The organism is Streptomyces sp. NPDC060366, from assembly GCF_042725135.1.
Lineage (GTDB): Bacteria > Actinomycetota > Actinomycetes > Streptomycetales > Streptomycetaceae > Streptomyces.
In genome coordinates this window covers 80,169-94,862 of sequence record NZ_JBHXDC010000016.1, presented here as the reverse complement: position 1 = coordinate 94,862, position 14,694 = coordinate 80,169, and the positions used below count along the sequence as shown (strand labels likewise).

Sequence of the window (14,694 nt, the reverse complement as noted above, 5' to 3'; positions counted from 1 at the left end):
GAATCAAGTTGCGCCGCGCCGTCTGTCCGGGGTCCTTCGACCCCATCACCAATGGTCACCTCGACATCATTGGCCGTGCCTCCAAGCTGTACGACGTCGTCCACGTCGCAGTGATGATCAACCAGTCCAAGAAGGGGCTGTTCACCGTCGACGAGCGGATCGATCTGATCCGCCGCGTCACCGCCGAGTTCGGCAACGTCGAGGTGGAGGCCTTCCACGGCCTCCTCGTCGACTTCTGCAAACAGCGCGACATCCCGGCCATCGTCAAGGGCCTGCGGGCGGTCAGCGACTTCGACTACGAGTTGCAGATGGCCCAGATGAACAACGGCCTCTCCGGCGTCGAGACCCTCTTCGTGCCGACCAACCCGATCTACAGCTTCCTCTCCTCCTCGCTGGTCAAAGAGGTGGCGACCTGGGGCGGGGACGTCTCCCATCTGCTGCCTCCGCTCGTGCACGAGGCACTGACCGAGCGCCTTGAGAACCGGTGACGGACGGGGCGCGACACGGGGCGGCGGAGTCGCCCCAAAACTGACGGACCGTCACCTGGTGTCGGGTGCGCACCGACTGGCCGTACAGTCGTTGCGTCCGTCTCCAACCCGGCTGTAGAGAGTGGCGAGCACACGGTGGACGTGCAGAAGAAGCTCGACGAGATCGTCGACGCGGTGGGGAACGCCCGTTCCATGCCCATGTCGGCCTCCTGCGTGGTCAACCGCGGCGAACTGCTCTCGCTGCTCGAAGAGGTACGGGAGGCCCTGCCCGGCTCGCTCGCCCAGGCGCAGGAGCTCCTCGGCGGCCATGAGCAGCTCTCCGAGCAGGCCCGCCAGGAGGCGGAGCGGATCGTCGCGGCGGCCCACACGGAGCGGTCCACGCTGATCTCCGACACCGTGATCGCCCGCACCGCCCAGGAAGAGGCGGACCGCATCCTCGCCGAGGCCCGCAGGGACGCCGAGGAGATCCGCGCCGAGGCCGACGACTACGTGGACTCCAAGCTCGCGAACTTCGAGGTCGTGCTCAACAAGACCATCGGCTCCGTGGACCGCGGCCGCGAGAAGCTGCTCGGCCGCGGCCCGGGTCTGGACGCGGAGGGGTACGCCGACGAGGACGCCCCCGAGTACAGCGCCGACCCCGGCACCCTGATCCGCCGCGCGGACGACTACGTGGACGCCAAGCTCGGTGCCTTCGAGGCCGTCCTCTCCAAGACCCTCGAGGCGGTCGGCCGCGGTCGGCAGAAGCTGCACGGCCGGGTCGCCACCGACGACCTGGGCCTGCACATGGCGGAACAGGACGCGGCGGGGCGCCAGGGGCACATGAGCGACGCGGACTACCTGTCCGGTCTCGCCGAGCTGTCGGGACAGCAGCCGCTCCAGGGCGCCGGGGCGCCCGCGCACCGGCCGATGGAGCCGCAGTCCCCGCCGCAGGTACCTGAGCAGCCGGTCCAGATCCCGATCCCCGCGCAGGCACAGGCCCCGCAGCAGTACGCCGACCCCGCCGCCGCGCAGCAGTACTCGGACCCCGCCTACGGCGGTTACCAGCAGCAGGACGCGTACGCCTATCAGCAGCAGGACCCGTACGCGTACCAGCAGGCCCAGCAGCCGGTCTACGACCCGGCCGCCTACGACCCGAACTACAGCCAGGGCTACGGGCAGAACTACGACCAGGCGGCGCAGGGCTGGCAGCAGCACCCGGACGCCCAGGGCCAGCCGCCCCAGCAGCAGCCGCATCAGCAGCAGTCGCAGGACCCGCAGGGCGCACTCGACGAGACCAGTCTGTTCGACACCAGCATGATCGACCTGGAGCAGCTTCGCCGGTACGAGCAGGGGCGCTGAGCCCCGCGCTCCGCGCCGTATCGCCGCCGGGCGCCCGCGTACGGCCGGATTGGGCCAACGGCGGCCGGTCAAGTATCCTGGTTCTTCGGTCGCGTGATGTCCGCGATCCGGCCGCCCGCCTCGTACGCGACATGGCGGCCCACTCCACGACTCGAAAGTTGGAACAGCCCTGAACGCCCGCCTCGACCACCGCGATCCCCTCGTGTTCGACACACACGAGCTGGGGCGCCGTCCTGGTGCGCTCAAGCGGCTGACCCGCTCCGCGGCGGCGCCCAAGGACTTCGGTATCGACGGAGTCATCGGAGTGCCGGAAGGCGCACCGGTGGAGCTCAAGATCCGCCTCGAATCGGTCATGGAGGGTGTGCTCGTCACCGGCACCGCCCGTGCGATCGCCGAGGGGGAGTGCGTAAGGTGTCTGGAGCCGGTGCGCCAGGACGTGGCAGCGGACTTCCAGGAGATGTTCTCGTACCCTGACGCCGACGACCGGGGCCGCAGCAAGCAGGCGGAACCGGCCGACGACGCCGAGGACGACGAGGACAGGCTCTACATCGAGGACGGACTGTTCGACCTCGAACCTGTGCTGCGCGATGCGGTGGTGCTCGCACTGCCGATGCAGCCGGTGTGCCGGGAGACCTGCGCCGGCCTGTGTTCCGAATGCGGGATCAGGCTGGACGAGAACCCGGACCATCACCACGACGCCGTCGACATCAGGTGGGCGTCACTGCAAGGACTCGCCGAAACCATCACGGACGGCGAGAAGGACAACATGGGCGGCGCCGACGACGGCGCCGACGAGAAGCAGGAGAAGTAGCCGTGGCTGTTCCGAAGCGGAAGATGTCGCGCAGCAACACGCGCCACCGCCGGTCGCAGTGGAAGGCTGCGGTCCCCACCCTGGTTTCGTGTGAGCGTTGCCAGGAGCCGAAGCTCCAGCACATCGCGTGCCCGAGTTGCGGCACCTACAACAAGCGCCAGGTCCTCGAGGTCTGAGCGGCTGGTGAGAGGCTCGATGTCTGAACTGTCCAGTACCAAGAAGGCAGACAACGTCAGCACAGCCTCGTCCCACACGCTTCTGGAAGGGCGGCTCGGCTATCAGCTGGAGTCCGCCCTTCTGGTGCGTGCGCTGACCCATCGCTCGTTCGCGTACGAGAACGGCGGTCTGCCCACCAACGAACGGCTCGAATTCCTCGGGGATTCGGTGCTCGGACTGGTGGTCACCGACACGCTGTATCGCATCCACCCCGACCTGCCCGAGGGCCAACTGGCCAAGTTGCGGGCCGCGGTGGTCAATTCGCGCGCGCTGGCGCAAGTGGGGCGCGGCCTCGAACTCGGCTCCTTCATCCGGCTCGGCCGTGGTGAAGAGGGCACGGGAGGCCGGGACAAGGCGTCCATCCTCGCCGACACCCTTGAAGCGGTGATCGGCGCGGTCTATCTCGATCAGGGCCTCGACGCGGCGTCCGAGCTGGTGCACCGGCTCTTCGACCCGCTCATCGAGAAGTCCTCCAACCTCGGTGCCGGTCTGGACTGGAAGACCAGTCTGCAGGAGCTGACCGCGGCGGAGAGTCTCGGCGTACCCGAGTATCTCGTCACGGAGACCGGCCCGGATCACGAGAAGACCTTCACCGCTGCCGCCCGCGTCGGTGGTGTCTCGTACGGCACCGGCACCGGCCGCAGCAAGAAGGAAGCGGAACAGCAGGCGGCGGAGACCGCGTGGCGGTCCATCCGCGCTGACGCGGACGAACGGGCTGCCGCGGCGAAGGCGGCCGTCGAAGTCGGGACCACGTCCGAGACCAAGTCCCCGGACGAGGTCGAGGGTGAGGTCGAGGTCGACGTTGAAGAGGCCGCCGACACCTCTTCGGTGGCGGCTTCGGAATCCGCCGACGTGGCCAAGTCCTGATCTCTTCTGTTCCGTTCCCTTCCGGTGCGCCCCTTGTGTCGATACGGCACGAGGGGCGCAGCTCGTGCCCGCCCCGTCGGCTGTTCCTCCGCCCTCCCCAACTCCCGCCCCGTGTTCGCCCAGTTGGCCTCCCAAGCCGCTGAACCCGCCACCCCTTAAGGAGCACCGTGCCCGAGCTGCCCGAGGTCGAAGTCGTACGGCGCGGACTCGAACGCTGGGTCGCGGGACGGACGGTGGCCGAGACCGAGGTCCTGCACCCCCGCGCCGTACGGCGCCACCTCGCCGGCGGCGAGGACTTCGCCGCCCGCCTCAAGGGGCACCGGTTCGGCGTCGCCCGACGCCGCGGCAAGTACCTCTGGCTGCCGCTCGCCGACACCGACGCCTCGATCCTCGGGCACCTCGGAATGAGCGGCCAGCTCCTCGTACAGCCGGAATCCGCCCCGGGCGAGAAGCACCTGCGGATCCGAATCCGCTTCGACGACGACCTCGGCACCGAACTCCGCTTCGTCGACCAGCGCACCTTCGGCGGGCTCTCGCTGCACGAGAACACCCCCGACGGGCTGCCCGACGTCATCGCCCACATCGCGCGCGACCCGTTGGACCCGGCGTTCGACGCCGCCGCCTTCCACACCGCGCTGCGTCTGCGCCGTACGACGGTCAAGCGCGCGCTGCTCGACCAGTCCCTCATCAGCGGGGTCGGCAACATCTACGCGGACGAGGCGCTGTGGCGCTCCAAGCTCCACTACGACCGGCCGACGGCCTCGCTGCCCCGCCCCCGCTCGGTCGAACTGCTCGGCCACGTACGCGACGTGATGAACGCGGCCCTCGCGGTCGGCGGCACCAGCTTCGACAGCCTCTACGTCAACGTGAACGGCGAATCCGGCTACTTCGACCGGTCGCTGGACGCGTACGGTCGCGAGGGCGAACCGTGCCGCCGCTGCGGCACCCCCATCCGCCGCCGCCCCTGGATGAACCGGTCGAGCTACTTCTGCCCCCGTTGCCAACGCCCGCCCCGCGTCGCCCCGTAACGCCGCCCCGTGCCCGCCCCGTATCCGAAGCCGTGACACGGGCGAGGCCCGCGACGCGGAGCTGTCGCGGGCCTCGTTCGGTTGGTTCGTCCGGCCGTGCGGGCGGGAGTGCGGCGGGTGCGGGCGTGGACGCGGCGACGGCTCAGAAGCCGAAGTCCTGCGTCCACCACGGGCCGCCCCCGGCGAAGTGCGCGCCTATGCCGATGGTCTTGTAGTCGCAGTTCAGAATGTTCTCGCGGTGGCCTTCACTCGCCATCCAGGAGGCCATCACCGCTTGGGCGTCGGCCTGGCCACGGGCGATGTTCTCGCCGCCCAGGTTCGTGACGCCCGCCTGGTCGGCGCGGTCCCAGGGGGTGTCGCCGTCCGGGTCGGTGTGGTCGAAGAAGCCGCGGTCCGCCATGTCCTTGCTGAACGCCTCGGCGAGGCCGTTCAGGGCCTTGTCGGCGCGCAGCGGCTGACAGCCGGCCTTCGCCCGCTCCTCGTTGACCAGCGCGAGGACCTCCGCCTCGGCGGTGGCCGGGGCGGAGACGGAGGGGCGGGGCGTCTGCGGCGGCTGCGTGGGCCGGTCGGTGGTCTTCGCGGGCGCGGGGGCGCTGCTGGACGGGCTGTCGCTCGTCTCCTGGCTCCGGCTCCGTGTGGGATCGCTCTCCGGCGTCTTCGCCGGCTTCGACGGGCTCGTGGACGCGGACGGCTTCTCCGGCGTCGACGGCTCGGACTTCGGCGGCGTGCTCGGCCGGTCGTCGCCACGGCTGGGCGGCGCGGCCGCCTCGTCGGTGGGCTCGGCGGTCGAGCCACCCTGCTGCTGGAGTTCGGGCGCGCCCGCGGTGCGGACCTGCTCGCCCGGGAGATTGCCGCCGCCGACGGTGTACTGCTCCCCGCCGGGAAGCAGCCCGGATGCCACGGCCACGGCTCCCATGGCCATCGCGGCGGAGGCACCGAGCAGTCCGGTGCGCACGGGGCCGCCGATTCCCCTCTTCCGGCCTCGGCCCCGCCCGCGGTGCCGACCTGCCGCACCGGCCGCGTGGTCCTCAGCGGCGGGTGCGCCGGCCGAGCGACTATGGCGTCCCATCAGCTGCGCCTTCCTCGATGTGCCCAGGTGCTCGTGATTGCTCTCGCACCGCTCATGACGTCAATGTCCTTCACCCATTCGAGTGAGGCTCATTTCGACGGGACTGTACGCCAAGCGGCGTGGGGGCGATGTGCTCACGGAGGTATTGGCCCATTAGCTTGCACCTATGAACGAAGACGTGCGGATCACCGCTTGGGTACGCGGTCGCGTACAGGGAGTTGGCTTCCGCTGGTTCACCAGGGCAAACGCTCTGGAGATCGGGGCTCTGACGGGCTTCGCCCTGAATCTGGACGACGGTCGGGTGCAGATCGTCGCAGAGGGACCACGTGAGAATTGCCACCGTTTGCTCGAGTGGCTTCGTTCGGACGACACGCCCGGTCGTGTTGACGGAGTCACCGAGATCTGGGGCACACCACGCGGTGGATACGAGACCTTCGCCATCCGGTGATCGCGACCGACGGAGCAGCGTCCGGAAGCGGCCGGAACGATCGCGATCATTCCTGCTCGATCTTGAACGGGCCGCGGTATGCCGAGCCGCGCCCGACCGAAGTGGCGCCCGGCCTGCCCGTATGCCTCCGGCAAGTGCGTTTGGCAGGAATTGACTGATGGTTGCCAAGAACGGGCGCTCATGCCAAGCTGCCGCGTTAACGATGATCTCCACGCCCTCCGGGGCCGCAGGAGAGGCGCCGCCGCACCGCACGCGGACGCACGCCCCTGGGCCGCCCGGCGATGACGGGCTGTGATCGTGTTGACCGTCAAACTTTTTGGTGAGACTCTGGAAGCCCCGCGCACCTTGGCTGTTTGGCAGTAAGAATCACAGTGCGGAACCTCTGCCAGGCAGTGCGGGTGCGGAAATCCCTCACGACCCACACCGCTTCGGTCGGTCACTCAGTGTGGAGGCCCATCCATCATGGCAAAGGCGCTTCTCGGTTACGTCGGCGGTTCTGACCCGCGACTCCTCGCCGAGATGCGACGGCTTCAGCAGCGCGTCCAGGACCTCGAATCCGAGCTTGTACGGATCCAGTCCGAGAATGACGCGTTGAGCGCTGCCGCCGCACAGCACCATGGCGATTCGCCGTTCGACGGCATCGACCTCGATGTACCCCAGGCGGAGCCAGCACTCACCTGACAGCAGCCCCCGCCGGGGCCAGGTGAGAAACACTCTCGCGAGAACATGCAAGGGACGCTTCGGCGTCCCTTCTGTCTTTCCCCCCACCGTGAAGCCGGTTCTTCTCACGTCTGATGTGCCCTCCTCATTCGGCGGTGAAACCGCCGTCGGGCGAAGTGAGGAAGGTAGAGTCCGGCGGCGTGCACCTCAAGGCCATGACCCTGCGCGGGTTCAAATCCTTCGCCTCCGCCACGACGCTGCGGTTCGAACCCGGTATCACGTGCGTCGTGGGTCCGAACGGCTCGGGCAAGTCCAACGTCGTGGACGCCCTGTCCTGGGTCATGGGCGAGCAGGGGGCCAAGTCACTGCGCGGCGGCAAGATGGAAGACGTGATCTTCGCCGGCACGACCGGCCGACCACCGCTCGGACGAGCCGAAGTCTCCCTCACCATCGACAATTCCGACGGTGCGCTGCCCATCGACTACGCCGAGGTCACCATTACGCGGATCATGTTCCGCAACGGCGGCAGCGAATACCAGCTCAACGGAGACACCTGCCGGCTGCTCGACATCCAGGAACTCCTTTCCGACTCCGGTATCGGCCGCGAGATGCATGTCATCGTCGGCCAGGGACAACTCGACTCCGTTCTGCACGCCGATCCGATGGGGCGCAGGGCATTCATCGAAGAGGCCGCGGGCGTTCTGAAGCACCGTAAGCGCAAGGAGAAAGCGCTGCGGAAACTGGACGCGATGCAGGCCAACCTCGCACGCGTCCAGGACCTGACCGACGAACTGCGGCGACAGCTCAAGCCGTTGGGACGGCAGGCCGCGGTGGCGCGCCGCGCCGCCGTCATCCAGGCGGACCTGCGCGACGCGCGGCTGCGGCTGCTCGCCGACGATCTCGTGAAGCTGCGCGACGCCCTCCGTACGGAGGTTGCCGACGAGGCGGCGCTCAAGCAGCGCAAGGAGGAGGCGGAGCTCCGGCTGAGGAACGCGCTGGCGCGCGAGGCGGAGCTGGAGGACGAGGTACGGAGGCTGGCACCGAGACTCCAGCGCGCGCAGCAGACCTGGTACGAACTCTCGCAGTTGGCCGAGCGGGTACGGGGCACCGTCTCGCTGGCCGACGCCAGGGTGAAGAGCGCCACCGCCACACCGGACGACGAACGGCGCGGGCGGGACCCCGAGGACATGGAGCGTGAGGCCGCGCGCATCCGTGAGCAGGAGGCCGAGCTGGAAGCCGCGCTCGAAGCCGCCGAGCGCGCGCTGGAGGACACCGTCGCGCACCGCTCCGACCTGGAGCGTGACCTCGCGTCGGAGGAACGCCGCCTGAAGGACGTGGCGCGCGCGATCGCCGACCGCCGGGAGGGACTCGCCCGGCTGAACGGGCAGGTGAACGCAGCCCGCAGCCGCGCCGCGTCCGCGCAGGCCGAGATCGGCAGGCTCGCCGAGGCCCGCGACGGGGCGCGGCAGCGCGCCGTCGCCGCCCAGGAGGAGTACGAACAGCTCAAGGCCGAGGTCGACGGACTGGACGCCGACGACCACGAGCTGGGCGAGCGGCACGACGAGGCCAAACGGGCGCTGGGTGAGGCGGAGGGTGCGCTGACGGCCGCGCGAGAGGCGGCCACGGCGGCCGAACGCGAACGCGCCGCCCTCTCCGCCCGCCACGACGCGCTTGCCCTCGGCCTGCGCCGCAAGGACGGCACCGGTGCGCTGCTGGGGGCGCGGGACAGGCTCTCCGGCCTGCTGGGTCCCGCCGCCGAACTGCTCACCGTCACACCGGGCTTCGAGGTCCCGGTGGCGGCGGCGCTCGGCGCGGCGGCCGACGCGATCGCGGTGACCGACGCGACGACCGCGGCCGAGGCGATCCGGCTCCTCCGTAAAGAGGACGCGGGCCGGGCCTCCCTGCTGCTCGGCGCCGATCGGCCCGCGCGGGCGGCCGGCGTACCGGGGCAGGTGACGCCGCCGGGCGGACCGGACGACGGGGCCCCGGCCGAGGCGACCGGACCCGGTACGGCGCCGGGCGTGCCCGGTCAGGGCGCCGCCGGAGCGAGGGGCGTCGCGGACGCGGCGTCGAGCACCACCGGTGCGGCGGACACGGGGCCGGTGCCGCACCAGGACGGCGGCGTCCCCGCCGCCTCCGGCGCCGTGCCCGGCCAGGGGGACGGGGCGCGCGATGTCCCCGCCGTCGCGGACGGCGGCGACGCCCACGGGGCCGCCCACGCCCGCCCCGTGCACGCCGCGGTCACCGATCTGGCCGTCCCCCGCGTCGTCGACCTCGTACGGGGCCCCGACGCGCTCATGGGCGCCGTACGACGCCTCGTCCAGGACGTGGTCGTCGTCGGCACCCTGGAGGACGCCGAGGAGTTGGTCGCCGCGCGCCCCGGGCTGACCGCCGTGACGGCGGAGGGCGACCTCCTCGGCGCGCACTTCGCTCACGGCGGCTCCGCCGGGGCGCCCAGCCTGCTCGAAGTGCAGGCTTCCGTCGACGAGGCGGCCGCCGAGCTGGCCGAACTCGCCGTACGGTGCGACGAACTGGCCGAGGCACAGCGCCGGGCGACCGCCCGCCGTACCGAATGCGCCGCGCTCGTAGAGGAGTTGGGGGAGCGGCGGCGGGCCGCCGACCGTGAGAAGTCCGCCGTGTCCGGCCAGTTGGGGCGCCTCGCCGGCCAGGCCAGGGGCGCCGCGGGCGAGGCCGAGCGGACCTCGGCCGCCGCCGCCAAGGCCCAGGACGCGCTGGACCGGGCCACCGAGGAGGCCCAGGAGCTGGCGGAGCGCTTGTTGGTCGCCGAGGAGGCGCCCGTCGAGGAGGAGCCGGACACCTCCGTACGGGACCGGCTCGCCGCCGACGGGGCCAACGCCCGGCAGACCGAGATGGAGGCGCGGCTCCAGGTCCGTACCCACGAGGAGCGCGTCAAGGGGCTGGCCGGCCGCGCGGACTCCCTCGACCGGGGCGCCCGCGCCGAGCGCGAGGCGCGGGCCCGCGCGGAGCAGCGGCGTTCCAGGCTGCGCCACGAGGCCGCCGTCGCCGGGGCCGTCGCCTCCGGTGCCCGGCAACTGCTGGCGCACGTCGAGGTGTCGGTCGTACGCGCCGACGAGGAACGCACGGCGGCCGACGCGGCGAAGGCGGGACGCGAACAGGAACTGGTCGCGGAGCGGAACCAGGGACGCGATCTCAAGAACGAACTCGACAAGCTCACCGACTCGGTGCACCGGGGCGAGGTCCTGGGCGCCGAGAAGCGCATGAGGATCGAGCAGTTGGAGGCGAAGGCCCTGGAGGAGCTGGGCGTCGAGCCCGCCGGCCTGATCGCCGAGTACGGCCCGGACCAGCTCGTACCGCCGTCCCTGCCCGCCGAGGGCGAGGAACTGCCGGAGGACCCCGACGACCCGCGCAACCAGCCCCGGCCCTACGTACGGGGCGAGCAGGAGAAGCGGCTCCGGTCGGCCGAACGGGCGTATCAGCAACTCGGGAAGGTGAATCCGCTCGCCCTGGAGGAGTTCGCGGCGCTGGAGGAGCGGCACAAGTTCCTCTCCGAGCAGCTGGAAGACCTCAAGAAGACGCGCACCGATCTGCTCCAGGTCGTCAAGGAGGTCGACGAACGCGTCGAGCAGGTCTTCACGGAGGCGTACCGGGACACGGCCCTTCAGTTCGAGGGCGTCTTCTCGCGGCTCTTCCCCGGGGGCGAGGGACGCCTCATCCTTACGGATCCCGACAACATGCTCACCAGCGGCGTGGACGTCGAGGCCCGGCCTCCCGGCAAGAAGGTCAAGCGGCTCTCCCTGCTGTCGGGCGGCGAGCGGTCGCTGACCGCCGTGGCGCTGCTCGTGTCGATCTTCAAGGCGAGGCCGAGCCCGTTCTACGTGATGGACGAGGTCGAGGCCGCGCTGGACGACACCAACCTCCAGCGGCTGATCCGGATCATGCAGGAACTCCAGGAGAGCTCCCAACTGATCGTGATCACGCACCAGAAGCGCACGATGGAGGTCGCCGACGCGCTGTACGGCGTCTCCATGCAGGGCGACGGCGTCTCCAAGGTGATCAGCCAGCGCCTCCACTGAAGGCGCGCCCGGACGAGCACAGGCGCCGCCGCTGAACGGCCACCGTCAGGTGGTGGGCCCCGCTGAGCTGTGCCCAACTGAGGGGGCTTTCCAACCACGCCCGGCGCAGCTTCCGGGCGGCCACAGGAGCCCCATGTGACGAGCACAGCGGAGTCGCCGAGGTCCGGCGGCCGACAGTCCCACCCGGAGCACCTCGGCCACGTCGTCTTCATCACCGCCGCAGCCGCCATGGGCGGCTTCCTCTTCGGCTACGACAGCTCCGTCATCAACGGCGCCGTCGAGGCCATCAGGGACCGTTTCGACATCGGCTCCGGCCCGCTGGCCCAGGTGATCGCCGCCGCGCTGATCGGCTGCGCCATCGGCGCCGCGACGGCCGGCCGGATCGCCGACCGCATCGGCCGTATCCGCTGCATGCAGATCTCGTCCGTGCTGTTCACCATCAGCGCCGTCGGCTCCGCGCTGCCGTTCGCGCTCTGGGACCTCGCCATGTGGCGGGTCATCGGCGGGTTCGCCATCGGCATGGCCTCCGTCATCGGCCCGGCATACATCGCGGAGGTCTCGCCGCCCGCGTACCGCGGCCGGCTCGCCTCGTTCCAGCAGGCGGCGATCGTCCTGGGCATCGCCCTCTCGCAGTTGGTGAACTTCGGCATCCTGCAGATCGCCGACGGCGACCAGCGCGGCGAGATCGGCGGCCTGGAGGCCTGGCAGTGGATGCTCGGCGTCATGGTCGTCCCGGCGATCCTCTACGGCTTGCTCTCCTTCGCCATCCCCGAGTCGCCCCGCTTCCTGATCTCCGTCGGCAGGAACGAAGCGGCCAGGGGCGTGCTCGCCGAGGTCGAGGACAAGAACGCCGACCTGGACGCACGGGTGCGGGAGATCGAGGCCAACCTCCATAAGGAGCACAAGCCGACGTTCAAGGACCTGCTCGGCAGGGTGGGCTTCCTGCCGGTCGTCTGGATCGGCATCGGCCTCTCCGCGCTCCAGCAACTCGTCGGCATCAACGTGATCTTCTACTACAGCGCGTCGCTGTGGCAGTCCGTCGGTATCGATCCCACCAGCTCGTTCTTCTACTCGTTCACCACGTCGATCATCAACATCATCGGCACCGTCATCGCGATGATCTTCGTCGACCGGATCGGCCGCCGGCCGCTGCTGCTGATCGGCTCCGTCGGCATGACGGTGTCGCTGGCCCTGGCGGCCTGGGCGTTCTCGCACAAGAGCGGCAGCGGCACCGACATCTCCATCCCGAACACCCAGGGCACGGTGGCGCTCGTCGCCGCCCACTCCTTCGTGCTCTTCTTCGCGCTGTCGTGGGGCGTCGTCGTCTGGGTGCTGCTCGGCGAGATGTTCCCCGGCCGGATCCGGGCCGCGGCGCTCGGTGTGGCCGCGTCGGCGCAGTGGATCGCCAACTGGGCCGTCACGGTCACCTTCCCGACGCTGTCGGACTGGGATCTGTCGGGGGCGTACGTCATCTACTCGGGCTTCGCCCTGCTCTCGGTCTTCTTCATCCTGAAGTGGATTCCCGAGACGAAGGGCAAGGCGCTGGAGGAGATGGGCTGAGGCGCCCCGGGCCGGCCCCTGGGGCCGGGATCCGGCGCCCCGCCGGGGCCCGGAATCTCCCCACCGGCCGAAGCGGGTCATCGCCTGCGAAGATGACGTGGTGGACATCGTCATTCTTGCCGTAGTCATCGCCGTGGTCGCTGTCGGCGCAATCACCGGGCTCCTGGTCAGCAGCCGTAGGAAGAAGCTGCCGCCCTCGGGACCGTCGAGCACGCCGACCATCACGACCCCGCCCGCCGAGCCGCACGTCGGCGACGAGGCGGGGCCGCCGCGGGAGGAAACCCGCCGCACCATCGAGGAGGTGGGCCTCCCCGACGCGACGGCGACGCCGCCCGCCGTCGAGGACCCGGTCGTGGCCGCCCCGCCCGTGGCGATCGAGATCCCGGAACCGTCGGCCGGCCGTCTGGTCAGGCTTCGCGCCCGCCTCGCCCGCTCGCAGAACACCCTCGGCAAGGGACTGCTCACGCTGCTGTCGCGCGAGCACCTGGACGAGGAGACGTGGGAGGAGATCGAGGACACCCTGCTCACCGCCGACGTCGGTGTCGCGCCCACGCAGGAGCTGGTGGAGCGGCTGCGTGAGCGGGTCAGGGTGCTCGGTACGCGTACTCCCGACGAGCTGCGGGCCCTGCTCCGCGAGGAACTGCTCGCCCTGCTGCGTACGGACTTCGACCGCGCCGTGAAGACCGAGAGCGGCCTGGACACCCCGGGCGTCGTGATGGTTGTCGGCGTCAACGGCACCGGCAAGACCACGACGACCGGCAAGCTGGCCCGGGTCCTGGTGGCCGACGGCAGGTCGGTCGTGCTCGGCGCCGCCGACACGTTCCGCGCCGCCGCAGCCGATCAGCTTCAGACGTGGGGCGAGCGGGTGGGCGCGCGTACGGTGCGCGGCCCCGAGGGCGGCGACCCGGCGTCGATCGCGTTCGACGCGGTCAAGGAGGGCATCGCCGAGGGCGCCGATGTCGTCCTCATCGACACGGCGGGGCGGCTGCACACCAAGACCGGGCTGATGGACGAGCTCGGCAAGGTCAAGCGCGTGGTGGAGAAGCACGGTCCGCTGGACGAGGTGCTGCTGGTCCTGGACGCGACGACGGGGCAGAACGGCCTCGTGCAGGCGCGGGTGTTCGCGGAGGTCGTGGACATCACCGGCATCGTGCTGACCAAGCTGGACGGCACGGCCAAGGGCGGCATCGTGATCGCGGTCCAGCGCGAACTGGGCGTGCCGGTCAAGCTGATCGGGCTGGGCGAGGGTCCCGACGACCTGGCGCCGTTCGAGCCGGAGGCGTTCGTCGACGCGCTGATCGACGGCTGAGGACGCGGTACGCACCGTACGAGACGCCGTACCCGGCGGAGTACGGGGCGGCGTACGAAGAAAGGGCCCTTCCGCGTGGTGCGCACGCGGTGGGGCCCTTCGTACGGAGGCGACGTGGCGCGGCCCCGGACGGCGCCGCGGTCGGGGCCGGTTCAGTCGCGGACGGGCGAGCGGTGGCAGACGTACGCCAGGGTGCCGAGCAGCAGTCGCGCCTGCGGCGGATCGGCGGCCGTGTCCAGGGCCGGCGGCCGGAGCCAGCGGACGGGCCCGAGGCCGCCGAGGTCGGACGGCGGGGCGGTGACATGGTCGCCCGCGCCCAGACAGCGCAGATCGAGGCCGGCGTCGTCCCAGCCCATCCGGTAGAGCAGGTTGGGCAGTTCGGCGGCGGCGCCGGGCGCGACGAAGAAGTACGCCCGCCCCGTCGGCGTGACGGCGACGGGGCCGAGCGGCAGCCCCATCCGCTCCAGCCTGACCAAGGCGCGGCAGCCCGCCGGTTCGGTGACGTCGAGGATGTCGAAAGTGCGCCCCACGGGCAGCAGTACGGCCGCTCCCGGGGTCTCGGACCACGCCTTGGCGGCATCGTCCAACGTGGCACCCGCGGGGACTTCCGGCCCGGCCTCCAGCGGATGCGCGCCCGGTGCCGGGCACTCGGCCTCGCCGCAGGAGCAGCGGCCCGCCACGGCACGTGCGCCGGGGGCGACGTCCCAGCCCCAGAGTCCGGTGTACTCGGCCACCGTCGTGAATTCGGTACCGCGCCCGCGGCGCCGTGTACCGGACCGCATCTCCCGGATCCCGCCGATCGTGAAGCCCATGCCCCCTCCAACGGGTCGAACTCGTCGGTAGTT

General features: G+C 70.8%; 13 protein-coding genes. 11 read left to right on the top strand and 2 right to left on the bottom strand.

The window, feature by feature from the left end; all coding sequences use genetic code 11:
- Positions 1 to 8: 8 nt before the first annotated feature.
- The 6 genes from coaD (at position 9) to mutM (ending at position 4,748) form a co-directional block, all read left to right on the top strand.
- Positions 9 to 488: a pantetheine-phosphate adenylyltransferase gene (gene coaD / locus ACFWHU_RS30200; RefSeq protein WP_385798714.1), complete on the top strand. Its 480-nt coding sequence runs from the start codon at positions 9 to 11 to the stop codon at positions 486 to 488.
- 135 nt (positions 489 to 623) lie between these two features.
- Positions 624 to 1,826 carry an ATP synthase F0 subunit B gene (locus ACFWHU_RS30195; RefSeq protein ID WP_387228659.1) on the top strand — a complete coding sequence of 401 codons (1,203 nt, stop codon included), beginning with the start codon at positions 624 to 626 and terminating at the stop codon, positions 1,824 to 1,826.
- A 202-nt stretch (positions 1,827 to 2,028) separates the two neighbouring features.
- Positions 2,029 to 2,637: a YceD family protein gene (locus ACFWHU_RS30190; RefSeq protein WP_385798598.1), complete on the top strand. Its 609-nt coding sequence runs from the start codon at positions 2,029 to 2,031 to the stop codon at positions 2,635 to 2,637.
- Positions 2,638 to 2,639: 2 nt separating this feature from the next.
- Positions 2,640 to 2,813 (top strand): 50S ribosomal protein L32, encoded by a 174-nt coding sequence (rpmF, locus tag ACFWHU_RS30185; RefSeq protein ID WP_003965982.1) that lies wholly within the window; start codon positions 2,640 to 2,642, stop codon positions 2,811 to 2,813.
- A gap of 19 nt (positions 2,814 to 2,832) precedes the next feature.
- Positions 2,833 to 3,720 carry a ribonuclease III gene (rnc, locus tag ACFWHU_RS30180; RefSeq protein WP_385798596.1) on the top strand — a complete coding sequence of 296 codons (888 nt, stop codon included), beginning with the start codon at positions 2,833 to 2,835 and terminating at the stop codon, positions 3,718 to 3,720.
- Between the two features lie 167 nt (positions 3,721 to 3,887).
- On the top strand, positions 3,888 to 4,748 hold the full coding sequence (gene mutM / locus ACFWHU_RS30175; RefSeq protein ID WP_387228657.1) for a bifunctional DNA-formamidopyrimidine glycosylase/DNA-(apurinic or apyrimidinic site) lyase: 861 nt from the start codon (positions 3,888 to 3,890) through the stop codon (positions 4,746 to 4,748).
- Positions 4,749 to 4,890: 142 nt separating this feature from the next.
- Here mutM and ACFWHU_RS30170 read toward each other — a convergent pair whose 3' ends face one another.
- Entirely contained in the window at positions 4,891 to 5,817 is a 927-nt protein-coding gene (locus tag ACFWHU_RS30170) for a CAP domain-containing protein (protein WP_387228655.1), read from the bottom strand.
- A 166-nt stretch (positions 5,818 to 5,983) separates the two neighbouring features.
- Here ACFWHU_RS30170 and ACFWHU_RS30165 point away from each other — a divergent pair, with 166 nt between their 5' ends.
- From ACFWHU_RS30165 to ftsY, 5 genes are all read left to right on the top strand, one after another.
- On the top strand, positions 5,984 to 6,265 hold the full coding sequence (locus ACFWHU_RS30165; protein WP_385798579.1) for an acylphosphatase: 282 nt from the start codon (positions 5,984 to 5,986) through the stop codon (positions 6,263 to 6,265).
- Positions 6,266 to 6,727: 462 nt separating this feature from the next.
- Complete coding sequence (locus ACFWHU_RS30160; protein WP_023538382.1) at positions 6,728 to 6,946, top strand: hypothetical protein; 219 nt, start codon at positions 6,728 to 6,730, stop codon at positions 6,944 to 6,946.
- Between the two features lie 179 nt (positions 6,947 to 7,125).
- A complete protein-coding gene (locus ACFWHU_RS30155) occupies positions 7,126 to 10,980 on the top strand; it encodes an AAA family ATPase (protein WP_387228652.1) in 3,855 nt (1,284 codons plus the stop codon).
- Positions 10,981 to 11,115: 135 nt separating this feature from the next.
- Positions 11,116 to 12,540 carry a sugar porter family MFS transporter gene (locus ACFWHU_RS30150; protein ID WP_387228650.1) on the top strand — a complete coding sequence of 475 codons (1,425 nt, stop codon included), beginning with the start codon at positions 11,116 to 11,118 and terminating at the stop codon, positions 12,538 to 12,540.
- A 100-nt stretch (positions 12,541 to 12,640) separates the two neighbouring features.
- Entirely contained in the window at positions 12,641 to 13,849 is a 1,209-nt protein-coding gene (gene ftsY / locus ACFWHU_RS30145) for a signal recognition particle-docking protein FtsY (RefSeq protein ID WP_385798575.1), read from the top strand.
- 152 nt (positions 13,850 to 14,001) lie between these two features.
- On the opposite strand, the gene ACFWHU_RS30140 is transcribed toward ftsY, so the two are convergent.
- A complete protein-coding gene (locus tag ACFWHU_RS30140; RefSeq protein ID WP_387228647.1) occupies positions 14,002 to 14,661 on the bottom strand; it encodes a bifunctional DNA primase/polymerase in 660 nt (219 codons plus the stop codon).
- Between the last annotated feature and the right edge of the window lie 33 nt (positions 14,662 to 14,694).

Excerpts from the sequence above, each read along its gene's own strand:
- rnc (WP_385798596.1), top strand. The coding sequence starts at position 2,833 with ATGTCTGAACTGTCCAGTACCAAGAAGGCAGACAACGTCAGCACAGCC.
- ACFWHU_RS30170 (WP_387228655.1), bottom strand. The coding sequence starts at position 5,817 with ATGGGACGCCATAGTCGCTCGGCCGGCGCACCCGCCGCTGAGGACCAC.
- ACFWHU_RS30165 (WP_385798579.1), top strand. The coding sequence starts at position 5,984 with ATGAACGAAGACGTGCGGATCACCGCTTGGGTACGCGGTCGCGTACAG.
- ACFWHU_RS30160 (WP_023538382.1), top strand. The coding sequence starts at position 6,728 with ATGGCAAAGGCGCTTCTCGGTTACGTCGGCGGTTCTGACCCGCGACTC.
- ACFWHU_RS30140 (WP_387228647.1), bottom strand. The coding sequence starts at position 14,661 with ATGGGCTTCACGATCGGCGGGATCCGGGAGATGCGGTCCGGTACACGG.